The 23,295-nt window shown below is 42.1% G+C and carries 23 protein-coding genes; 22 read left to right on the forward strand and 1 reads right to left on the reverse strand.

All coding sequences use genetic code 11. The features are described 5' to 3' along the window. The first annotated feature begins 20 nt into the window (after window positions 1-20). Both secD and secF read left to right on the forward strand, forming a co-directional pair. Window positions 21-1,874, forward strand: a complete 1,854-nt coding sequence (gene secD, locus C9J38_RS04010; RefSeq protein WP_107205976.1) for a protein translocase subunit SecD — start codon at window positions 21-23, stop codon at window positions 1,872-1,874. A 12-nt stretch (window positions 1,875-1,886) separates the two neighbouring features. Continuing rightward, window positions 1,887-2,834 (forward strand): protein translocase subunit SecF, encoded by a 948-nt coding sequence (secF, locus tag C9J38_RS04015; RefSeq protein ID WP_045084286.1) that lies wholly within the window; start codon window positions 1,887-1,889, stop codon window positions 2,832-2,834. Window positions 2,835-3,096: 262 nt separating this feature from the next. Here the strand turns inward: secF and suhB are convergent, their stop codons facing one another. Next, the gene (suhB, locus tag C9J38_RS04020) at window positions 3,097-3,897 is read right to left on the reverse strand and encodes an inositol-1-monophosphatase (RefSeq protein ID WP_107205977.1); all 801 of its coding nucleotides are present in this window, start codon (window positions 3,895-3,897) and stop codon (window positions 3,097-3,099) included. 285 nt (window positions 3,898-4,182) lie between these two features. Between suhB and trmJ the strand changes: the two genes are divergently transcribed. The 20 genes from trmJ (at window position 4,183) to der (ending at window position 23,231) form a co-directional block, all read left to right on the forward strand. Next, window positions 4,183-4,923: a tRNA (cytosine(32)/uridine(32)-2'-O)-methyltransferase TrmJ gene (trmJ, locus tag C9J38_RS04025; protein ID WP_107205978.1), complete on the forward strand. Its 741-nt coding sequence runs from the start codon at window positions 4,183-4,185 to the stop codon at window positions 4,921-4,923. A gap of 110 nt (window positions 4,924-5,033) precedes the next feature. Beyond that, complete coding sequence (gene iscR / locus C9J38_RS04030; RefSeq protein ID WP_107206458.1) at window positions 5,034-5,549, forward strand: Fe-S cluster assembly transcriptional regulator IscR; 516 nt, start codon at window positions 5,034-5,036, stop codon at window positions 5,547-5,549. 31 nt (window positions 5,550-5,580) lie between these two features. Next, window positions 5,581-6,795 (forward strand): IscS subfamily cysteine desulfurase, encoded by a 1,215-nt coding sequence (locus tag C9J38_RS04035; protein ID WP_107205979.1) that lies wholly within the window; start codon window positions 5,581-5,583, stop codon window positions 6,793-6,795. A 33-nt stretch (window positions 6,796-6,828) separates the two neighbouring features. Continuing rightward, window positions 6,829-7,215: a Fe-S cluster assembly scaffold IscU gene (gene iscU / locus C9J38_RS04040; RefSeq protein ID WP_006646316.1), complete on the forward strand. Its 387-nt coding sequence runs from the start codon at window positions 6,829-6,831 to the stop codon at window positions 7,213-7,215. Window positions 7,216-7,233: 18 nt separating this feature from the next. After that, the gene (gene iscA / locus C9J38_RS04045) at window positions 7,234-7,557 is read left to right on the forward strand and encodes an iron-sulfur cluster assembly protein IscA (RefSeq protein WP_005369297.1); all 324 of its coding nucleotides are present in this window, start codon (window positions 7,234-7,236) and stop codon (window positions 7,555-7,557) included. An 86-nt stretch (window positions 7,558-7,643) separates the two neighbouring features. Beyond that, a complete protein-coding gene (gene hscB, locus C9J38_RS04050; RefSeq protein ID WP_045084323.1) occupies window positions 7,644-8,159 on the forward strand; it encodes a co-chaperone HscB in 516 nt (171 codons plus the stop codon). A 33-nt stretch (window positions 8,160-8,192) separates the two neighbouring features. Continuing rightward, a complete protein-coding gene (gene hscA, locus C9J38_RS04055; protein WP_107205980.1) occupies window positions 8,193-10,046 on the forward strand; it encodes a Fe-S protein assembly chaperone HscA in 1,854 nt (617 codons plus the stop codon). Window positions 10,047-10,048: 2 nt separating this feature from the next. Then, the gene (fdx, locus tag C9J38_RS04060) at window positions 10,049-10,390 is read left to right on the forward strand and encodes an ISC system 2Fe-2S type ferredoxin (protein WP_005369292.1); all 342 of its coding nucleotides are present in this window, start codon (window positions 10,049-10,051) and stop codon (window positions 10,388-10,390) included. Between the two features lie 87 nt (window positions 10,391-10,477). Beyond that, window positions 10,478-10,681 carry a Fe-S cluster assembly protein IscX gene (iscX, locus tag C9J38_RS04065; protein ID WP_107205981.1) on the forward strand — a complete coding sequence of 68 codons (204 nt, stop codon included), beginning with the start codon at window positions 10,478-10,480 and terminating at the stop codon, window positions 10,679-10,681. 187 nt (window positions 10,682-10,868) lie between these two features. Continuing rightward, window positions 10,869-12,152, forward strand: coding sequence for an aminopeptidase PepB (gene pepB, locus C9J38_RS04070; protein WP_107205982.1), 1,284 nt, complete (start codon window positions 10,869-10,871; stop codon window positions 12,150-12,152). A gap of 78 nt (window positions 12,153-12,230) precedes the next feature. Next, window positions 12,231-13,508 (forward strand): aminopeptidase PepB, encoded by a 1,278-nt coding sequence (gene pepB / locus C9J38_RS04075; RefSeq protein WP_107205983.1) that lies wholly within the window; start codon window positions 12,231-12,233, stop codon window positions 13,506-13,508. A 64-nt stretch (window positions 13,509-13,572) separates the two neighbouring features. Beyond that, window positions 13,573-14,004 (forward strand): nucleoside-diphosphate kinase, encoded by a 432-nt coding sequence (gene ndk / locus C9J38_RS04080; RefSeq protein ID WP_005369284.1) that lies wholly within the window; start codon window positions 13,573-13,575, stop codon window positions 14,002-14,004. Between the two features lie 271 nt (window positions 14,005-14,275). Continuing rightward, entirely contained in the window at window positions 14,276-15,397 is a 1,122-nt protein-coding gene (locus C9J38_RS04085; RefSeq protein ID WP_045148230.1) for a bifunctional tRNA (adenosine(37)-C2)-methyltransferase TrmG/ribosomal RNA large subunit methyltransferase RlmN, read from the forward strand. A gap of 56 nt (window positions 15,398-15,453) precedes the next feature. Further along, entirely contained in the window at window positions 15,454-16,212 is a 759-nt protein-coding gene (pilW, locus tag C9J38_RS04090) for a type IV pilus biogenesis/stability protein PilW (protein WP_107205984.1), read from the forward strand. Next, entirely contained in the window at window positions 16,202-17,251 is a 1,050-nt protein-coding gene (gene rodZ / locus C9J38_RS04095; protein WP_107205985.1) for a cytoskeleton protein RodZ, read from the forward strand. Before pilW ends, rodZ begins: the two co-directional genes overlap by 11 nt. Window positions 17,252-17,266: 15 nt before the next feature. Next, a complete protein-coding gene (gene ispG, locus C9J38_RS04100) occupies window positions 17,267-18,388 on the forward strand; it encodes a flavodoxin-dependent (E)-4-hydroxy-3-methylbut-2-enyl-diphosphate synthase (RefSeq protein WP_107205986.1) in 1,122 nt (373 codons plus the stop codon). Window positions 18,389-18,483: 95 nt separating this feature from the next. Beyond that, window positions 18,484-19,752, forward strand: a complete 1,269-nt coding sequence (hisS, locus tag C9J38_RS04105) for a histidine--tRNA ligase (protein WP_107205987.1) — start codon at window positions 18,484-18,486, stop codon at window positions 19,750-19,752. 13 nt (window positions 19,753-19,765) lie between these two features. Further along, complete coding sequence (locus C9J38_RS04110; protein ID WP_107205988.1) at window positions 19,766-20,377, forward strand: YfgM family protein; 612 nt, start codon at window positions 19,766-19,768, stop codon at window positions 20,375-20,377. A gap of 11 nt (window positions 20,378-20,388) precedes the next feature. Further along, window positions 20,389-21,552, forward strand: coding sequence for an outer membrane protein assembly factor BamB (gene bamB / locus C9J38_RS04115; protein ID WP_107205989.1), 1,164 nt, complete (start codon window positions 20,389-20,391; stop codon window positions 21,550-21,552). Between the two features lie 176 nt (window positions 21,553-21,728). Beyond that, window positions 21,729-23,231 (forward strand): ribosome biogenesis GTPase Der, encoded by a 1,503-nt coding sequence (der, locus tag C9J38_RS04120; RefSeq protein WP_107205990.1) that lies wholly within the window; start codon window positions 21,729-21,731, stop codon window positions 23,229-23,231. Window positions 23,232-23,295: the final 64 nt, after the last annotated feature.

The following is a 23,295-nucleotide window of genomic DNA, read 5'->3' on the forward strand; positions in this document are numbered from 1 at the left end:
CGCTTTGAAGGATCATAGCAGTGCTTAACCGATACCCCCTGTGGAAGAACCTGATGGTGTTGTTTGCGCTTATCATTGGTTTGCTTTATGCACTTCCTAACGTATACGGTGAAGATCCAGCGATTCAAATTACCGGGGCGCGTGGCGCCTCGGTTAATATGAGTGCTTTGGATACTGTCATCGAAGATTTAAAAAAGAACAATATCCCATACAAGTCAGCTGTTTTTGAAAAAGGTTCAGTGCTTGTCCGCTTTAATGATACTGATACCCAAATCAGTGCTCGCGATATCTTAAATAGTGAGTTAGGTAATGATTATGTTGTTGCACTAAACCTTGCAGCTTCCACTCCTTCTTGGCTTGAATCTATTGGTGCATCACCAATGAAATTGGGTCTCGATTTACGTGGTGGTGTTCATTTCTTAATGGAAGTGGATATGGATGCGGCTATGGATAAACTTCTTGGTCAACAAGAAGAAACATTCCGTACTGAGCTTCGTGAAGAAAAAATTCGTTACCGTGCAATCAGTAAAACAAAAGACAGTGTTCAAGTTCGTCTTCGTGATGAAGCGCAATTGGAACAAGCTGAACTCGCGTTAGAAAAATTGCATCCTGATATGCTGTTCACAACCAGTAAAATCAATGGTCGTTATGTATTAACGGCGAAGTTTACTGAAGAACGTTTACAGGAAATCCGTAATTATGCTGTCGATCAAAACATCACCATTTTACGTAATCGTGTAAATGAACTCGGTGTTGCTGAGCCATTAGTACAGCGCCAAGGCGCAAACCGTATAGTGGTAGAGCTACCGGGGGTTCAAGATACGGCTCGTGCAAAAGAAATTTTAGGTGCGACAGCAACGCTTGAATTCCGTGAAGTTGATAATAATGCTGATTTAGCTGCGGCTGCGGCTGGACGAGTACCGGCTGGCAGTGAAGTAAAAATGACCCGTGATGGCCGCCCTGCGGTACTAAAAAAACGTGTCATTCTTGCGGGCTCTCATATTACGGATTCAAGTTCGAGTGCGGATGAATATGGTCGTCCACAAGTTAACATCTCGCTAGATACCGAAGGTGGTAGCAAGATGACAGCTTTCTCGAAAAATAATATCGGTAAGTTGATGGCAACGGTTTTCACTGAATATAAAGACAGTGGTAAGCGAACGCCTGAAGGGAAAGTTATCCTGACTAAACACGAAGAAGTTATAAACCAAGCAACGATTCAATCTGCACTTGGCCGAAGCTTCCGTATTACAGGTATCGACTCTCAAGCTGAAGCACACAACTTATCATTATTATTACGGGCTGGTGCATTGATTGCGCCAATATCGATAGTTGAAGAGCGTACGATTGGTCCATCAATGGGTCAGCAAAACATCGATATGGGTGTACAAGCATGTATCTGGGGTATGGTTGCGGTAATGCTATTTACGCTGCTTTACTACCGTGGGTTTGGCATGATTGCTAACTTAGCATTGATAATGAACTTAGTGCTTATTATCGGCATTATGTCGATGATCCCGGGGGCTACCATGACCTTACCAGGTATTGCTGGTATCGTACTGACTGTCGGTATGGCGGTTGATGCCAACGTGCTTATTTTTGAACGTATTCGAGAAGAGCTTCGTGAAGGACGTAGTCCACAACAAGCAATTCAACAAGGCTATGGAAATGCGTTTAGCACGATTGCAGATGCAAACATCACAACCTTAATTACAGCAATTATTTTGTTTGCTGTGGGTACGGGCGCAATTAAAGGTTTTGCCGTGACATTATCGATTGGTATTTTAACGTCGATGTTCACCGCAATTATTGGTACACGTGCTGTTGTTAACTTGATCTATGGCGGTAAACGCGTAGATAAGTTGTCGATTTAAGGAGTCGCAGAGATGAGAGAGTTATTGAATGCGAACAAAGTCGTCGACTTTATGCGTTGGTCAAAGTTTGCCTTTATCTTTTCATTGATAATGATCATGGGATCGATTGCCACTATCTCGACCAAAGGTCTAAATTGGGGCTTAGATTTTACTGGCGGAACGCTGATCGAAGTTAGCTTCAAAGAGCCTGCTAATTTACCCTTAATACGTGAATCATTAGAGAAAGCGGGTTTTGGTGATGCCGTTGTGCAAAACTTCGGTACTGCGCGTGATGTGATGGTGCGTTTGCAGCCTCGAGAAGGTGTTAAAGGCGAAGTACTTGGTAACCAAATCCTTGATGCACTAAAAGACGGTACTGCACAGTCGGTTGAAATGCGCCGTATTGAGTTTGTCGGTCCTAATGTTGGTGATGAACTAGCAGAAGCCGGCGGCATGGCTATTTTAATCGCTTTGTTGTGTATCTTACTTTACGTATCACTGCGTTTTGAGTGGCGTTTAGCGGCAGGTGCTGTGTTGTCGTTAGCACACGATATCATCATTACTGTTGGTATTTTCTCTGTGCTACAAGTAGAGGTTGATCTAACGATTGTTGCGGCATTACTAACAGTAGTTGGTTACTCACTTAACGATACTATTGTTGTATTTGACCGTATTCGTGAAAACTTCCGCAAAATGCGTAAAGGAAGTCCTGCTGAAATAATGAATTGTTCAATTTCGCAAACATTAAGCCGTACCTTAATTACATCCGGTACAACCTTGTTTGTTGTCATTGCGCTATTTGCTCAAGGCGGATCAATGATCCATGGATTTGCATTAGCACTTCTGATTGGTATCACGATTGGTACTTATTCTTCTATTTACGTCGCGTCAGCATTAGCGCTTAAATTGGGTATTACCCGTGAGCATTTAATGCCAACGCCAGTAGAAAAAGAAGGTGAAGAGCTTGATGCAATACCATAATCAGTTGGTATAAGTTATGAATGAGAAAGGACCGCTTGCGGTCCTTTTTTTATATTTTTATTCTAGCTGCTCAGGATAGACAGTTTTAGAAAGTTGATGCAGTGATAATGTCTTTTTCATATCTACTTGGTATATAGTGCTTTACAGTGATTGCAATGTACGCTGTTTAATTATGACATTATTTAATTATAATATTGTTATAAAAAAACGCCCTGCTGTATAACAGCAGGGCGTTTTGTAATCTTACTGGATAATCAGTGGATTATTTTGCTAATGCGTCACTACCGAATTCACGGATTTTTGCAAGCATTGGCTTAACTACACGCGCATTACCAGCAACAATGTTGCCAGATGTTAGGTAGTTAGTGTTACCAGTAAAGTCAGCACAGATAGCACCAGATTCGCGAGCGATTAGTTCGCCTGCAGCAAGTTCCCAAGGCTTTTGGCCTAACTTGAATACACCGTCAACACGGCCAGCCGCTAAGTAGCAAAGATCCAATGCAGTAGAGCCTGATTGACGCATGTCATCACAGTCTGCAAATAATGCATTTTGGATTTTTAGGTAGCTTTCTGCATGCTGTTTAGCGGCAAAAGGAAGACCCGTTGCTAAAACAGTTCCTGTTAGATCACGAGGTTGTGATGAACGGATACGCTGGCTGTTAAGCTGAGCACCTGCACCGCGAGTTGCAGTGAATAATTCGTTACGTACAGGATCGTAAACAGCAGCAACTTCAGTGCGACCACGCATACGTAGTGCAACTGATACTGCAAAGTGAGGGTAACCGCGAACGAAGTTCATGGTGCCATCCACTGGGTCGATAATCCATTGACACTCTTTGTCACGTCCTTCTTTGTTACCAGATTCAGCTGCAATGATGCAGTGATCAGGGTAAGCCTTAAGGATAGTTTCGATGATGATAGCTTCAGCTTCATGATCGATATTGGTAACAACATCATTACCTTTATTAGCAACCTCAATAGATTGAGGCTTTTCTAGAGATTTAATGACATGGTCACCAGCCTTTCGCACAGCGCGAATGGCAATATTAAGCATCGGATGCATAGGATCTTCCCAACGGATGTTAAAGAACTAAAAAGCGGCGGCGAGTATAACAGAGCTAAAAAAAAAAGGAAGTGGTTATTTTTTCGACATTGTTCAGATTGTAGTGTGCGCTTTTGCGAGGTAATACGTATAAGTTACTAATAAATAGTGTTGATTATCGTTATCTGATTATTGAATAGCAGCAATAGATAATTACTGCTATCAAAAACACATGTTTTCACCACTTTTATTATGGCTGTGCTAAAATCTGTCAGCTTTAGTTAATTGTTGGAATGTTGCTTCATCATGTTAGATAAAATTCGCGTTGTTCTTGTTGGTACGTCACATCCAGGTAATATCGGTTCAGCTGCACGTGCAATGAAAGTTATGGGATTGACGAATTTGGTATTAGTTGATCCTGCCTGTGAAATTGACGGCCACACTATTGCATTGGCGGCAGGTGCTGCTGATGTTGTCGAAAACGCAAAAATTGTAAAAACATTAGATGAAGCGGTTGCAGATTGTGGTTTTGTTGTTGGGTCAAGTGCACGCTCTCGTACCCTTGAATGGCCACAATTAGATCCACGAGAGAACGGCATCAAAGTGGTTGCTGAATCTAATCAGCATCCAGTCGCTATTCTTTTTGGCCGTGAGCGAACAGGGTTAACTAATGAAGAATTACAAAAGTGTCATTGCCATGTCTATATTCCAGCAAATCCTGAATATAGCTCATTAAATTTAGCAATGGCTGTACAAACAGTAAGTTATGAAGTCCGTATGGCTTATTTGGATTCTCAAAAGTATACGGGTAAAACGGAAGTTGAAGAATATCCTCGCGCTCAAGAACTTGAAATGTTTTATGAGCACCTCGAAAAAGTCACTCGTCAAACCCGCTTCATAAATAAAAACCATCCAGGTGTAGTGATGGCTAAATTACGCCGTTTATTCACCCGTGCTCGCCCAGAGCAGCAAGAGTTGAATATTTTACGCGGTATTTTATCGTCAGTAGAAAAGACGATAGAAACACTAGAAAAGACTGAAAAATAACCACTTAAACTCAATGGTTTAATAACCAACTAAAACAGTCAGGTAAATACTTGACCATTTTAGTTGGTTATGAGAAGCTTGCTTTAAATATTCAAGCAGGTAGCAGTGTTATGAAGTTGACTTCAAAGGGAAGATACGCGGTAACAGCAATGTTAGATGTTGCATTACACTCGCATAATGGACCGGTTCCATTAGCGGATATTTCAGAGCGCCAAGGAATATCGCTGTCTTACTTAGAACAATTATTTTCGCGTCTTCGCAAAGCAGGGTTAGTAACCAGTGTACGTGGTCCTGGCGGTGGTTACCGTTTAGGCGAAGAAGCATCTGATATTGCTGTCGGTATGGTTATCGCTGCAGTTGATGAATCAGTTGATGCAACCAAATGTCATGGAAAAGGGGACTGCCAAGGTGGTGCTCGTTGTTTAACTCATACGTTATGGCATGACCTAAGCGATCGCATTAGCGGCTTTTTAAATAACATCACTCTTGGTGAGTTGATGAAAGATAATGATGTACAAAGCATTTCTGATCGTCAGGATGAAATCCTACAAGGAAATAGCAAAGCATCTTTTGGACATAAAAAATCACACGACAGCGCCACAATAGGTGTCGATGTCCGCTCCTAGAGACCAGACGTTCGTGTTTTCGGAGAAGAAAATGAAACTGCCAATATATTTTGATTATTCCGCTACTTGCCCTGTAGATCCTCGCGTTGCCGAGAAAATGATGCAGTGCCTAACTATGGAAGGTAACTTCGGTAACCCAGCATCACGCTCTCACCGTTATGGTTGGCAGGCAGAAGAAGCAGTAGATACTGCTCGTGAACATATCGCTGATTTAGTAAATGCAGATCCTCGTGAGATCGTATTTACCTCTGGTGCAACGGAATCTGATAACTTAGCGATTAAAGGTGCGGCACACTTTTATAACAAAAAAGGTAAGCACATTATTACCTGTAAAACTGAACATAAAGCGGTTCTTGACCCATGTCGTCAGCTAGAGCGTGAAGGTTTTGAGGTAACGTACCTTGAGCCTGAATCTAACGGTTTGATTGATTTAGCTAAGCTACGCGATGCTATGCGTGAAGACACAGTTCTAGTTTCAATCATGCACGTGAACAATGAAATTGGTGTGGTTCAAGATATTGCAGCAATCGGTGAACTTTGCCGTGAAAACAAAACAGTTTTTCATGTCGATGCAGCACAGTCAGCAGGTAAATTACCGATTGATGTACAAGCAATGAAAGTTGATTTAATCTCTTTCTCAGCGCATAAAATTTACGGCCCTAAAGGTATTGGCGCACTATATGTTCGTCGTAAGCCTCGTATTCGCCTAGAAGCGCAAATGCATGGTGGTGGTCATGAGCGCGGCTTCCGTTCTGGTACATTACCAACGCATCAAATCGTAGGTATGGGTGAAGCATTCCGTATCGCGAAAGAGGAAATGGATCAAGATTATCAACACGCGGTTAAATTACGCGATCGTTTGTTAATGCGTTTAGAAGGCATTGAAGAAATGTCTATTAACGGTGACTTAGAGCAACGCGTACCCCAAAACTTAAACATTAGCTTTGCTTTTGTGGAAGGCGAATCACTGTTAATGGCATTAAAAGATCTTGCTGTATCATCAGGTTCAGCGTGTACCTCTGCAAGTTTAGAACCTTCTTATGTACTTCGTGCATTAGGTCTTAATGATGAACTAGCACATAGCTCTATTCGTTTCTCATTTGGTCGTTTTACGAGGGAAGAAGAAATTGATTATGCAGCAGCCCAAATTAAAGGTGCCGTAGATAAACTACGCGAAATGTCACCACTTTGGGATATGCATAAAGAAGGTATTGATTTAAACACAGTTGAGTGGGCGCACCACTAATCTGCGGCTAGACTGTTTTCGAGGAAATTTATCATGGCATATAGTGAAAAAGTCATCGATCATTATGAAAATCCGCGTAACGTGGGTTCATTTGACAAAGATGATCAAAATGTAGGTAGCGGCATGGTGGGTGCACCAGCATGTGGCGATGTAATGAAACTTCAGATCAAAGTAACTGAAGAAGGCATTATCGAAGATGCAAAATTCAAAACCTACGGTTGTGGTTCTGCAATTGCTTCTAGCTCACTAATCACTGAGTGGGTTAAAGGCAAAACATTAGATGAAGCCGCATCAATCAAGAACTCTGCAATTGCTGAAGAACTTGAGTTACCGCCGGTTAAAGTTCACTGTTCAATTCTTGCAGAAGATGCAATTAAAGCGGCAGTTAGCGATTATAAAAAGAAACACGAGCAAAAATAACTTTCTGAGGTTTGTTGTATGGCCATTACTATCACTGAAGCGGCAGCAAGTCGCGTATCGACTTTTTTAGCCAATCGTGGCAAAGGCCTTGGTTTACGACTAGGTGTTCGCACTTCAGGATGTTCTGGAATGGCTTATATCCTTGAGTTTGTAGATGAACTCGATGAAGGGGATCAGGTCTTCGATGAAAAAGGCGTTAAAATTATCGTTGATGCAAAAAGTTTAGTTTACCTTGATGGAACTGAACTGGATTTTGCCAAAGAAGGCCTAAATGAAGGTTTTCAGTTTAACAACCCTAACGTGTCTAGCGAATGTGGTTGTGGCGAAAGCTTCAACGTATAAACGTTTTTAGTGTTTCAGTTGAACCTGACTGCTAATCGTCTTTGGCGAGTTAGTCGTCAGGTTTAATTTTTATTAATGGTCATAATATGAATCATTTCGAATTATTCGGGTTACCTTTTCAGTTTGAATTGGATAACAGCCTTCTTGCCAGTCAGTTTCGAGAATTACAGCGTCGCTTTCATCCTGATAATTATGCGACAGCGTCCGAACGTGATCGTTTGTTGTCAGTTCAAAAAGCTGCACAAATTAACGATGCATTTCAAACCTTAAAAAATCCGGTATCACGTGCCGAATATATGTTGGCTGAGCGTGATGAAGATATTCGTGGTGAACAAAAAACCTTGCAAGATATGGCTTTTTTAATGCAGCAAATGGAACTGCGCGAAGCATTAGAAGCGATTCCTGATTCATCCGATCCTGAAAGTGCGTTATTTGATTTTGAGCAGCAAGCTTCTGCGATGTATAAAGAACAATTGGCGCAACTTGCTGAGTTATTGAATAATGAACAATGGCTCGAAGCGGCTGATGGCGTACGAAAATTAAAGTTTATTGTAAAATTGCGTGATGAAGTTGAGCGCCTTGAAGAGTCGCTATTCGATTAATCATCCACATGCGTTATTTAGATAGGAATGACAATGGCACTGTTACAGATTGCTGAACCGGGTCAAAGTGCTGCACCGCATCAACACAAGTTGGCGGTGGGTATAGATCTAGGTACAACTAATTCACTTGTTGCTGCAGTACGCAGTGGCGTTGCAGAAACATTAAATGATGCAGAGGGGCGTGCGATTTTACCTTCTGTTGTTCATTTCGGTGACAATGAAGTCCTAACCGGTGATGCAGCCCGCGCTTTCGCTCAACAAGATCCAACCAATACTATTTTATCAGTTAAACGTCTAATGGGACGTTCACTGGCTGATATTGAGCAACGTTACCCGCAACTACCATACCAATTTGAAGCATCGGATAATGGATTACCTCAGCTTATTACGCGTAGTGGCAATGTAAACCCTGTTCAGGTATCTGCTGAAATTCTTAAATCATTAAGTCAACGTGCGGTTGATACGCTGGGTGGTGATCTTGAAGGTGTGGTGATTACGGTCCCTGCTTATTTTGATGATGCGCAACGTGCAGGTACAAAAGATGCAGCGAAATTAGCTAACCTTAATGTGCTTCGTTTACTTAATGAACCAACAGCTGCCGCGATTGCCTATGGCTTAGATTCAGGTCAAGAAGGTGTGATTGCTGTCTACGATTTAGGTGGTGGTACGTTTGATATTTCTATTTTACGTCTTTCTAAAGGTGTATTTGAGGTATTAGCGACGGGCGGTGATTCGGCATTAGGTGGTGATGACTTTGATCACTTGTTAGCAACGTGGATCTTAGAACAAGCGGGTTATACTGAGGTACTTACAGCGCAGCAACGTCGTGCGCTACAAGACACGGCACAAGCGGCAAAAGTGGCGTTGACTGATGCTGATAGCGTTGATCTTGATGTCTTAGGTTGGCAAGGTCAGATTAGCCGTGAGCAGTTCGATGCACTTATTCAACCATTAGTGAAAAAAACACTGATGGCGTGTCGCCGTGCATTAAAAGATGCTGATATAACCACTGATGAAGTCATTGAAACAGTGATGGTTGGTGGTTCAACACGCGTACCATTGGTTCGAAATATGGTCAGCGACTACTTCGGTAAAACACCGTTAACCTCTATCGATCCTGATAAAGTTGTTGCGATTGGTGCTGCTATTCAAGCTGACATTTTGGTGGGCAATAAGCCTGATTCTGATATGTTATTGCTTGATGTGATCCCACTGTCACTAGGTATTGAAACGATGGGAGGCATGATTGAGAAAATTATTCCTCGTAATACGACGATTCCTGTTGCTCGTGCACAAGAGTTTACCACGTTTAAAGATGGTCAAACGGCAATGTCCGTTCACGTTGTACAAGGTGAGCGTGAAATGGTCAGTGATTGTCGTTCACTAGCACGATTTACCCTACGTGGTATTCCTGCGATGGCTGCGGGTGCTGCTCATATTCGTGTCACTTACCAAGTTGATGCTGATGGTTTATTGTCAGTAACAGCAATGGAAAAGAGTAGTGGCGTACAGTCTTCTATCCAAGTTAAACCATCGTATGGCTTATCTGAAGATGAAATTGCGACTATGCTTCGTGATTCAATGACCTATGCACAAGATGATAAAGATGCACGTGCATTGGCAGAACAGCAAGTGGAAGCAGATCGTGTTTTAGAAGGGTTAATCGCAGCACTTGCCGCTGATGGTGATACCTTATTGAGCACACAAGAGCGTGCCGAATTAGAAACAGTAATGATGGAACTAGTTCAATTGCGTCAGGGATCAGATTCTCGCGCTATTGAAGCTGGAATTAAGAAAACAGATAAAGCGAGCCAAGAATTTGCTTCTCGTCGAATGGATAAGTCTATTCGTCAAGCATTGGCTGGCCAATCTATTGATGAGGTTTAAGCATGCCTAAGATTGTTGTACTTCCCCACGAAGAGCTATGCCCTGAAGGTGCAGTATTAGAAGCAGAGTCAGGTGAGACAGTGCTTGATGTTGCACTACGTAATGGTATTGGAATTGAACATGCGTGTGAAAAGTCTTGTGCATGTACTACGTGTCACGTTGTGATTCGTGAAGGTTTTGATTCATTAAATGAAAGTGATGAACTAGAAGATGACATGCTTGATAAAGCATGGGGGCTAGAGCCTGAATCACGTCTAGGTTGTCAGGCTCGAGTCGCTGATGAAGATTTAGTGGTTGAAATTCCACGCTATACGCTAAATCTTGCCTCTGAGGCTGCGCACTAATTATAAAAAAGGTTACCATTAGGTAGCCTTTTTTTTCATCTCAGCGTTGTTATTATTATATCTGTCAATATATAAGAGGGTATTTCGATGAGCTTGAAATGGATTGATTCGCTCGATATTGCTATTGAGCTATGTGAACAGCACCCTGATGTTGATCCCAAAACAATTCGCTTTACTGATCTTAGTGAATGGGTGCAAGCATTGGATGATTTTGATGATGATCCTAACCACTGCAGTGAAAGAGTGTTAGAAGCCATTCAAATGTGTTGGATTGAAGAAGCAGACGAATAAACGGTTGTAATAGAGTAAGCACCTAATTGATTGTCGAAACAATTGAATTAGGTGCTTTTTTTGTTTTTATTCGTAGATAAATATTTTAAATCTAATTGCAATCAGCGGACTTTACCCCCATAACTATTTATCTATAACGCATGTATTTGTTTAACACTGCGCAGTTGCTACATTCAAGGAGTTTTTAATGTCGACTATCATGGCTGTTTCTCTCACCCAACAAGCAGCGAATGCACAATGGGGTGCCAATGCCTTACTTAGCTTTAGTGCTGAAGGTGCTGTTATTCATTTAATGGAAAATGAGCAACTTGCTAATATCCAACGCGCAGCCCGTCGTTTAGATACCCAGGGTATCAAACAGGTAGAACTTTCAGGTGAAGGCTGGGATTTAGATCGAACGTGGGCATTTATCCAAGGACATCGTACATCTAAGCCTGGTAACAGTGTGGTTTGGTCGGCGTTAAATGAGACAGATGAAGCGGAATTACAAGCACGAATCAAAGCGACTGAGTGGGTACGTGAAATTATTAACCAGCCAGCAGATGTAGTGCGCCCGTCACAGTTAGCGACACGTGCTGGTGAATTTATTAAATCGTTAGCACCAGAACATGTAACTTATAAGATCATCAAAGGCAATGATTTATTGGATGAAGGTTGGAACGGTATCCATGCTGTAGGTCGTGGCTCTGAGCATCGTCCAGCGATGCTTCGCCTAGATTATAATCCAACAGGTGATGCTAATGCGCCAGTGTTTGCATGTTTAGTTGGTAAAGGGATCACATTTGATTCCGGTGGCTACAGTATAAAACCCTCAGCGGGTATGACGGCGATGAAAGCCGATATGGGTGGGGCAGCATTAGCGACCGGTGGTTTAGCATTAGCGATGGCACGAGGTTTAAACAAGCGTATTAAGCTGGTGCTATGTTGTGCTGAAAATATGATCTCAGGTCGTGCATTAAAACTTGGCGATATCATTAAATATAAAAACGGTACGACAGTCGAGATTTTAAACACGGATGCCGAAGGACGTTTAGTCTTGGCTGATGGTTTAATTTACGCGAACAGTCAAAACCCTGAATTAGTGATTGATTGTGCAACATTAACAGGTGCAGCCAAAATGGCGCTTGGTAATGATTACCATGCGTTACTAAGCTTTGATGCGGAATTGTCTCATACTGCATTAACAGCAGCGGCAGAAGAAAATGAAGGTATGTGGCCGTTACCACTTGCCGATCTTCACCGTAACATGTTGCCATCAAATTATGCCGATCTTGCCAATATCTCAAGTGGTGATTTTATGCCTGGGGCAAGTACTGCTGCAGCATTCCTTTCTTACTTCGTTGATGATTATAAAAAAGGCTGGATGCACATTGATGCCAGCGGTACCTTCCGTAAAAGTGCTAATGATCAGTGGTCAGCTGGTGCAACAGGTATGGGTGTAAGAACACTTGCAAACATCCTAACTAAATAAGTTCCGTTTCAAAATTAAAAGCCTTCTTACGATAAGAAGGCTTTTTGCATTATCAGAATAAGAAAGGAAGACTTCATTATGCTCAATGTTTATTTATCAACTGAAGAGTCCAACGGTCCTTGGGGATTAAATTCGCTACTAAGCTATCAATCAGATAGCGCGACGGTTCATTATCGCAGTGATTTTCCATTACGTCGTATTCAGCAGGCTGGTCGTCAAATTCAATCACAAGGTGCACAAGCTGTACGTTTAGTGGGTGACGGTTGGAATTATGAGCGTCAATGGGCGTTTTACTGTGGTTTTGCAGCAACGATTACACCAGTAGAAATTCAATGGGCCTCCATTGATGAAGATGAATTAGAGCTGTTAAATGCTCGTCGTCATTGCTCTGACTGGCTACGTAAAACAGTTAACGCGACACCTGAAGAGATGTCACCTGAGAAGTTAGCCCATGAAGCAACTTGTTTTCTAAAAAAAATCGGTGGTGACAATATTCATGCACAACAAATTGTGGGCGATGAACTATTAGCTGATGGTTGGGTAGGAATATACAATGTTGGTCGCGGTAGTGTGCGACCACCTGTAATGCTTGAAGTGGATTACAATCCTACTGGCGATCCTGAAGCGCCAGTATCGGCTTGTTTAGTCGGTAAAGGGATCACTTTTGATTCTGGTGGCTACAGTTTAAAACCTAGCGCAGGCATGGTTGCGATGAAGTGCGATATGGGTGGGGCAGCAACGGTTACTGCGGCATTAGGTTATGCGATAGAGCAAGGGCTAGGTCAACGTGTGAAGTTGATCCTATGCTGTGCTGAAAACCTCGTATCAGGTAACGCTTATAAGCTTGGTGATGTGCTAAGTTATAAAAATGGTGTTACGGTGGAAATAGTTAACACTGATGCTGAAGGGCGCTTAGTGTTAGCTGATGGTTTAATTGCAGCTTCTGCGACAGGCGCACCACTGATTATTGATGCTGCGACGTTAACAGGCGCAGCAATGGTTGCAGTAGGTAGCGACTATAATGCAATTTTTGGTTTAGATAAGCCATTATTACAACAAGCACAGCAGTTATCCGAGCTAGTAAATGAGCCCGCATGGCCATTACCATTAGAAAAATGGCATCAGGAATATTGCCCGTCACCTTATGCTGACACCGCGAATAGCCGTGTACAAAAAGGTGGTGGTATGGGAGGCGCATCCAATGCTGCAGCGTTTTTGTCCCGCTTTGTTGACACTGAAAATAGTCGTTGGATCCATTTTGATTTAGCGGCATGTTTCCGTGATGGCGGAGATCCGCGTTGGGCTGCTGGCGCGACAGGGTTAGGTCTTGCTAATATTGCAGGTTTGTTGCTGTAACTTAAATTCATGAATTTGTTTTTGGCTCGCAGAAAGCAATAAGACTCAAAAGGAAAATATAATAATGACAATCGAAAGAACTTTCTCAATTGTAAAACCAGATGCGGTTAAACGTAATTTGATTGGTGCAATCTATCAGCGTTTTGAAAATGCAGGTTTGAATATTGTTGCGGCTAAAATGTTGCATTTAGACAGTGCGAAAGCGCAAGGTTTTTATGCAGAGCATGAAGGTAAACCTTTCTTTGATGATTTAGTGGCATTTATGACATCAGGTCCTGTCATGGTTCAAGTACTTGAAGGTGAAAATGCGATTACACGTTACCGTGAGTTGATGGGTAAAACTAACCCTGAAGAAGCGGCTTGTGGCACTATCCGTAGTGACTTTGCATTAAGTATGCGTCATAACTCAGTACATGGTTCAGATAGTCCTGAATCTGCTGCGCGTGAAATTGCATACTTCTTTGCTGAAGATGAAATTTGCCCACGAGGTGAATAAAGGTTTTAATTTTATGAGTATTCAGTGAGTGGTACTAATGCGAAGCACTGAAAAAATAGATTAATCATATTATTAACGGGAAGTATTGACTTCCCGTTGTTGTATCTAGCGTTTTGAAATTGGCAACACTAAAATAACCATAGAGTCTAGGTGTGGAAACCATGCCATAAAGTCTGTACAATTTCGCGCCTTAAACCCGAGATAACGAAGCCATCGATAGAGCTTGGTTATTAAGGCGCAGCAATAGTCATTTTTAGTGAGGCACCAACCGATGACAACTGTCAAAATCAATCTGCTGGATTTCGATCGCAAAGGTCTGCGTAAATACTTTGCCGAAGAACTTAATGAGAAGCCATTCCGTGCAGATCAGATCATGAAATGGATTTATCATTTCGGTTGTGATGACTTCGATCAAATGACCAATATTAATAAAAAATTACGTGAAAAATTAAAACGTGTCGCTGAAATTCGTGCGCCGCATGTATCTGAAGCTCAGTACTCAACGGATGGTACGATTAAATGGGCGATGCGTGTTGGCGATCAAGATGTTGAAACCGTTTATATTCCTGATGAAGATCGCGCGACTTTATGTGTTTCTTCACAAGTTGGCTGTGCATTAGAATGTAAATTCTGTTCAACAGCACAACAAGGCTTCAACCGTAACTTACGTGTATCAGAAATTATTGGTCAGGTATGGCGTGCTGCAAAAGAAGTCGGTATTCAAAAAGACACCGGTCGTCGTCCAATCACCAACATCGTAATGATGGGAATGGGTGAGCCATTATTGAACATGAAAAACCTGATCCCTGCATTAGAAATCATGCTTGATGATTTAGGTTTTGGTTTATCTAAGCGTCGCGTTACAGTTTCAACCTCGGGTGTTGTATCAGGCCTTGAGCAAATGATTGATACAATTGATGTTGCTTTAGCTATTTCATTGCATGCACCAACGGATGAGCTGCGTTCTCAAATCATGCCAATCAATGATCGTTGGAATATTGAAACATTTTTAGATGTTGTTCGTCGTTATGTGAATTCAACGAATGCGAACCGTGGTCGAGTAACGGTAGAATACGTACTGTTAGATCATGTTAATGATGACATGGAGCATGCTCGTCAATTAGCGAAAGTATTAAAAGATACGCCAGCAAAAATTAACTTAATTCCGTTTAACCCGTACCCTGGCTCACCATATAAAAAGCCAAGTAATTCTCGTATTGATCGTTTTATGAAAACACTGATGGAATACGATTTCACAGTAACGGTTCGTAAGACACGTGGTGATGATATTGATGCGGCTTGTGGTCAGTTAGTCGGGGATGTTATTGACCGTACTAAGCGTACCCAAGCAAAATTGAATACGGGTGAACAAATTGCAGTAAAAGCGGTCTAAAATCAGGCTACTATAAATAACTGCGCAATTTCACATGGATGTTGAGGTGAGCGAAAATGGTACGATGGAGCGTGTATCCACTGTTGTCATGCCTATTATTTACAGGCTGTGCCACAGTTGATGTGGTCGATAATGGTAAAGAATTTGATGCCAAAGCAGCCTCAGAAGCGAGATTGAACCTAGGGCTAAATTATTTAAAAGATGGTCAGTGGGAGCGTGCACGAGAAAATTTGGAAATAGCATTAAGGTATGATCCTAATTACTACCGTGCACAAATTTCAATGGCTTATTATTATCAAAAAGTTGGTGAAAAAGACGCTGCAGAGAAAATGTACCGAAAAGCATTAAAACATTCGCCTAAAAATGGCGATGTTTTGAATAACTATGGTGTATTCTTGTGTAGTGAAGGACGCTATGATGAAGCCATTGCCGCTTTTGTTAAAGCGATTGAACAACCTTATTATTATCTGATTTCGGCAAGTTATGAAAATGCAGGCTTATGTAGTCGTAAACAAGGTAATTTAGAAGCAGCGACGGGTTATTTTGAAAATGCGCTTTCCCATGACCCGTACCGACCGAGATCTATGTTGCAACTGGCGCAAGTTGAAATTGAATCTAACAATTTTAAAGATGCTCGCGTACAGTTATTCAAATTTAATAAGAGATATGGGTACACAGCAGACAGTTTGTGGTTGCTCATTCAGTTGGAAAGACAAGCTGGACGTTTAACGCAGTCAAAAAAATACGCTATTTTGCTGAAAGAGAAATACCCAGATTCTCTGCAATATCAGAATTATTTGGCCAATGAATACTGAAAATAATGAAGAACAAAAAATAACAGAAGGAACACAGCTTCCAGGTGACGTACTCCGTCAAGCTAGAGAGCAACTAGGCTATTCACAAAAGGATATTGCGAACCGTTTGAGGTTGCGACTTTCTGTTATTGATAACATAGAAAATAATCGATTTGACCAAGCCCAATTAGCCACGTTTACACGTGGCTATGTGCGTTCATATGCAAAATATGTCGGTTTGGAAGAAGAAGCTGTATTAGCCTTGCTTGACAAATGTGGACACACCAAGCCAAAAGCGCAAGAAATGCAAAGCTTTTCACGTCGAACGAAACGTGAAGCACATGATAGTCGCATTATGGGATTAACATGGATTCTTGCTGCTGTTTTTGTTGGTGTAACCGCTGTTTGGTGGTGGCAAAATATTCATTTAGAACAAGCGCCAGTTGCTACAACAACTACAGCAGATCAAACCGCGGCTCATGAAAAGCAAGAGCAGGGTTCTGATGAAACGATAGTAACGACATTAAATGGTGATGATGCATCAATTAGTGCGACTCAACCAGCAACAGTCGATACCGATGTGGATCACTCAGCATCAACTAGTACAGAACAAAAAAACGCCGCATCGACAACATCTGCTGATGCTGTGACAGATTCATCTCCAACAACCGCATCGACGGCTGCAACGGGTACTACAGCGGAAGTGTCAACAACGCCTGCTGAGAATGCTGAAACAGCCGCAACATCAGTATCAACAGCCACTGATACAACTGCTAATGCTGAAACAATAGCGAATGTAACACCTGTCGTTGATGCAACTGCACCACAGTTACAGTTAAAGTTTTCAGCTGATTGTTGGATAGATGTGCGTGATGCAACGGGTAAACAATTAGAGTCTGGTATCAAGAAAGCTGGTCAAGTATTAGATTTAGAAGGTAAAGCACCATTTCGTGTTCGACTTGGTGCACCTGGTGCCGTTAAAATTAATATTAAAGGTCAACCTTTTGATTTAAGTCGTTACTCCGCGTCTAAGCCAGTAACACTTAAGCTACCGCAGTAATGTAGAGAAAGAGCAATGCATAACGAATCACCAATTATACGCCGTCAATCGAGCCGAATTTATGTCGGTAATGTTCCTATTGGCGATGGTGCACCTATCGCCGTTCAGTCGATGACCAATACTCGTACAACAGATATCGAAGCGACTGTTGCACAGATCAAGGCATTAGAAAAAGTTGGTGCTGATATTGTACGTGTCTCTGTACCAACGATGGATGCCGCGGAAGCTTTTAAATTGATCAAGCAACAAGTGAATATTCCGCTGGTTGCTGATATTCATTTTGATTACCGCATTGCACTTAAAGTGGCAGAATACGGTGTGGATTGTTTACGTATTAACCCTGGTAATATTGGTCGTGAAGATCGTATTCGCTCTGTGGTTGAATGTGCTCGTGATAAAAACATTCCTATCCGTATTGGCGTAAATGGAGGTTCTCTTGAAAAAGAGATCCAGCAAAAATACGGTGAACCGACACCTGAAGCTTTGGTCGAGTCAGCAATGCGTCATGTGGAAATATTAGACCGTTTGAACTTTGACCAATTTAAAGTCAGCGTAAAAGCGTCAGATGTTTTCCTTGCTGTTGAGTCATACCGTCAGCTTGCGAAGCAAATTATTCAACCTCTTCACCTTGGTATTACCGAAGCTGGTGGTGCTCGTGCTGGCTCGGTTAAATCAGCCGTAGGTTTAGGCATGCTTCTATCAGAAGGTATTGGTGATACGTTACGTATCTCGCTTGCAGCTGATCCTGTTGAAGAAATCAAAGTTGGTTTTGATATATTAAAATCATTACGCATTCGTTCTCGTGGCATCAACTTTATTGCTTGTCCAACATGTTCACGTCAAGAGTTCGATGTTATCGGTACGGTAAACGAGTTAGAACAACGTTTAGAAGATATCGTTGTTCCAATGGATGTCTCAGTGATTGGTTGTGTGGTTAATGGCCCTGGTGAAGCAGAAGCGTCTCACTTAGGCATTGCTGGCGGTAACCGTAAGAGTGCTTTTTATGAAGACGGTATTCGTCAAAAAGAGCGATTTGATAACGACAATGTGATTGATCAGCTTGAGAGTAAAATTCGAGCAAAGGCATCAATGTTAGATCAAAACAACCGCATTGATGTAAAACAACAAGATATATAATCAAAAAACCATGCTCATATCGGTGAGCATGGTTCACTATTTCAAAAAGAAATTATATATTCGATTCTAATACCCAGCGGTTAACGAGAATAAACGTGGCGAAACAAATTCAAGCAATTCGAGGCATGAACGATTGCCTTCCAACACAATCTCCACTTTGGCAGAAAGTCGAAGGTACAGTTAAACAAGTGATCAGTGCATACGGTTACAATGAAGTTCGTATGCCGATTGTTGAATCAACACATTTGTTTAAACGTGCTATCGGTGAAGTGACCGACGTTGTTGAAAAGGAAATGTACACTTTTGAAGACCGTAACGGTGATAGCTTAACGCTACGTCCTGAAGGGACTGCGGGATGTGTACGTGCTGGTATTCAAAATGGTTTACTATATAACCAAGAACAGCGTCTTTGGTACATTGGTCCCATGTTCCGTCATGAGCGCCCTCAAAAAGGCCGTTACCGTCAATTCCACCAAGTCGGTGTAGAAGTCTTTGGTCTTAATGGCCCTGATATTGACGCTGAATTGATCATGATGACATCACGTCTATGGCGTGAACTTGGTATTAATGAGCACGTACGTTTAGAGTTAAACTCAATAGGTTCACTCGAAGCGCGTGCAGAATACCGTAAAGCTTTAATCGCATTTTTAGAGCAACACTTAGATGTGCTTGATGAAGATGCAAAACGCCGTATGTACACCAATCCATTACGCGTTTTAGATACTAAGAATGCAGCAATTCAAGAAATTCTAGAAGATGCACCTAAACTTTCAGAGTACTTAGATCTAGAGTCTAAAGAACACTTTGCTGGTTTATGTGAACTATTAGACGCTGCTGGCATCAAATATCAAGTAAATGAACGTCTTGTACGTGGTTTAGATTATTATAACCGTACTGTATTTGAATGGATCACAGAGAGCCTTGGTTCACAAGGCACTGTTTGTGGTGGTGGTCGTTATGATGGTCTAGTTGAACAACTAGGCGGTAAAGCGACACCTTCAGTTGGTTTTGCGATGGGGCTTGAGCGTCTAGTATTACTAATGGAAGCATTAGAAAAAGATGAGGTTCGTCGTTCTGTAGATGTATACATGGTTACAGCTGGTGAAGGCACATTAGCTGCGGGTATGAAGTTAGCTGAAAAACTACGTACTGAAGTACCAGGTTTACGAGTGATGACTAACTTTGGTGGTGGTAACTTCAAGAAGCAATTTAAGCGTGCTGACAACGTTGGTGCCGCGGTTGCATTAGTTCTTGGAGAAAATGAAATAGCTGAAAACTCCGTAGTAGTAAAAGATTTACACGGCGGTGAGCAGACGACCATGGCACAGGATGAGGTTGCCGCGAAGCTGGCAGCATTGATTTAAGAGAGGACAGGAAGTGAACGACTACGCCACAGAAGAACAACAGGTTGAAGCGATTAAATCGTGGTGGCAAGAAAACGGCAAAGCCGTTGTTCTAGGTGCCGTGATTGGTTTAGGTGGTCTTTGGGGCTGGCGTTACTACCAGTCTGAAGTACATGTTGCAAAACACGTTGCATCTGACACCTATACACAAGTTGTTTCTGCGCTTGATGAAAACAGCAAAGACGCAGTCGCTGAAGCAAAAACGTTTATTGATGCGAATAAAGATAGTCAATATGCGGTACTGACAGCACTACAGCTAGCGAAAGTTCAGGTAGATAATAAAGATCTGGACGGTGCGGTTGAGCAACTTCAGTGGGTGATTAATCACACTAAAGATGACGCTATTTTGCCATTGGCAACAACACGTTTAGCTCGTATTTATGCTGAGCAACAAAAATTTGATGAAGCATTAGCTGAGCTTAAAAAAGTAACAGTGCCAAGCTGGAAGTCAAAAGTTGCTGAACTGCGTGGTGATATCCTGTTACAAAAAGGTGATATCACTGGTGCACGTGAAGCATATGTAGAAGCTCAGCAGGAAGGTTCGTCACCTGCGCTGCAAATGAAACTTGATGATTTAGCGCAATAAGGCAGATGATGATGCATAAGGTGTTAAAACGTGTTTTGGCCGTTGCTGTTGCAGTAAGCGTGCTATCGGGTTGTGCAAGTGAAGTCGATTCAATTCAAATGGCACCATTGCCAAAGGTTGATAATACTTTCACACCAAAAACAGATTGGAGCCGTAGCGTAGGTAACGGTGTTTCTGGTTATTACTCAAAACTCACCCCCGTTGTTGGGCTAGATAAAGTGTACGTTGCAGATCGTAATGGTTTAATCGAAGCACTGAATCCAGCAAATGGTAAAGTTGAATGGAAAACTGATCTAGAAAAAGACAGCAGCGCGTTGTTGACTGGTGGACTTGTTTTAGGTGATGGTAAACTGTTCGTCGGTACAGCCAATGCAAAAGTCATTGCACTTGATGCAGAGACGGGTAAGGAAGTATGGCGTACCACTGTCGCTGGTGAAGTTCTGTCAAAACCACTTGTTTCTGATGGCTTAGTTGTTGTTAATACCAGCTTGGGTGTGCTGCAAGCACTTGATGCTGAAACGGGCGTTTCTAAATGGCAAGTCAGCAATGAAGTTCCAACGTTGACATTACGAGGTGATAGTTCACCGGTTGCTGTTTCTGGTGGTGTGTTCTGGGGCTTAGCGAATGGACGTATAGCTGGCGCATTAATGTCTGATGGACGTATGTTGTGGCAACAATTGATTGCGTCACCAAAAGGTTCAACAGAAATTGATCGTTTAGTTGACGTTGATGCGTCACCAGTTATTGATGGCGATCGTTTATATGCTGTTGGTTATAATGGCACATTAGTATCGATCGATCTTCGTTCTGGTCAGATCGCATGGAAACGTAACTATTCGTCAGCAACTGACTTTGTTATTGATGGTAGTGAGCTATTCTTAGTAACAGCGAAAGATCATATTGTTGCTGTTGATGCGCGTAGTGGTACAGAGCTATGGCAGAACACTGATTTACAATATCGCCAGCTAAGTGCGCCTGCTGTGATTGATGGTTATTTAGTTGTGGGTGATGCTGAAGGTTACTTACACTGGCTTGATACCCAAAGTGGCGAGTTTGTTTCTCAAGAATCAGTCGACGGTAGTGGTATTGCTGTACCGCCTGTTGCACTAGACGATAATGGCTTTATTGTTGTAACCAGAGATGGTGAAATCAACAAAATGCAAATACCGCAATAAAACGGTATAATGTCGCTAGATTAATTTGTCGGCTCCAGCTGCGATACGTAGTTGGAGCCGTTGTTGTTATATCCGTTGAATATATTATTGCCGGATGAAGGTTCTCAGAAATGTGAACTGGAGGCAAGAATGAACGGTAAAAATGTCAATAAGACTATGAAAAGTAAGAGGTAGTTATGATTCCTGTTGTTGCCCTAGTCGGGCGCCCGAACGTGGGTAAATCGACGCTATTTAATCGTCTTACTCGCACAAGGGATGCACTTGTTGCTGACTTTCCTGGCTTAACTAGGGATCGTAAATACGGTAGAGCAGAGCTAGAAGAGCATGAATTCATTGTTATCGATACCGGTGGTATTGATGGTACTGAGGAAGGCGTTGAAACAAAAATGGCTGAACAGTCATTAGCAGCGATCGAAGAAGCTGATGTTGTTCTGTTCCTAGTAGATGGTCGTGCTGGTTTAACTGCCGCAGACGAAGCAATTGCTAAGCACTTACGTAGCCGTCAAAAGCCAACGTTCCTTGTGGTAAACAAGGTTGATGGTATTGATGCAGACAGTGCTTGTGCTGAATTCTGGCGTTTAGGCGTTGATGCAATGTACCAAATTGCAGCAACTCAAAACCGTGGTGTTACTGCATTGATGGAGCGCGCATTAGCACCGTTCTCTGACAAACTGAATGCAGAGCTTGCAGAAGAAGGTGAAGAGCAAGAACTTCAACTTGAAGATCTAACATCGGTTGAAGATATTGAGAAAGCAAACCTTTCTGAAGCGGACGCGGAAGCTGCCTATAAGCGTCTTCAAGAGCAGCCAATTAAGCTTGCAATTATTGGTCGTCCAAACGTAGGTAAATCAACACTAACAAACCGTATTTTAGGTGAAGAACGTGTTGTTGTTTACGATATGCCAGGAACAACGCGTGACTCTATTTACATTCCAATGGAACGTGATGGTCAAGAGTACGTATTGATCGATACTGCGGGTATCCGTCGTCGTAAGAACATGCACCAAGCGGTTGAGAAATTCTCAGTTATTCAAACGTTAAAAGCGGTTGAAGATGCTAACGTTGTATTGTTGATTATCGATGCTCGTGAAAACATTTCAGATCAAGATCTAAGCTTATTAGGTTTTGCGCTAAATGCAGGCCGTTCATTAGTGATTGCTGTGAACAAGTGGGATGGTTTAGATAACGAAGTGAAAGAGCGTGTTAAGTCTGAACTTGACCGTCGTTTAGGCTTCGTTGACTTTGCGCGTATTCACTTTATTTCAGCACTTCACGGTACCGGTGTTGGTCACTTATATGAGTCAGTGATTGAAGCATACCAGTCTGCAACTAAGCGTATTAGTACTTCGCTACTAACGCGTATTATGCAAATGGCACAAGATGATCACCAGCCACCGATGATCCGTGGTCGTCGTGTGAAGCTTAAGTATGCGCACGCCGGTGGTTATAACCCACCGATCATTGTCGTTCACGGTAACCAAGTTAATGATCTTCCGGGTTCATATAAGCGTTACCTAATGAACTACTACCGTAAGTCATTAGAAATGATGGGGACACCGATTCGCATTCAATTCCAGAATAGCGAAAACCCATTTGAGACTAAAAAGCAGAAGCTAACTGTTTCTCAAGAACGCCAACGTAAACGTCTAACGAATGTACTGCGCGATCGTAAGAAGTAATATTTTACGATAAATAAATACGAAAAAGCCCGATACGTGAACTCTTAGAGTTAAAAGCGTATCG

The sequence above is a fragment of the Photobacterium sp. GB-210 genome, assembly GCF_003026075.1.
GTDB lineage: Bacteria > Pseudomonadota > Gammaproteobacteria > Enterobacterales > Vibrionaceae > Photobacterium.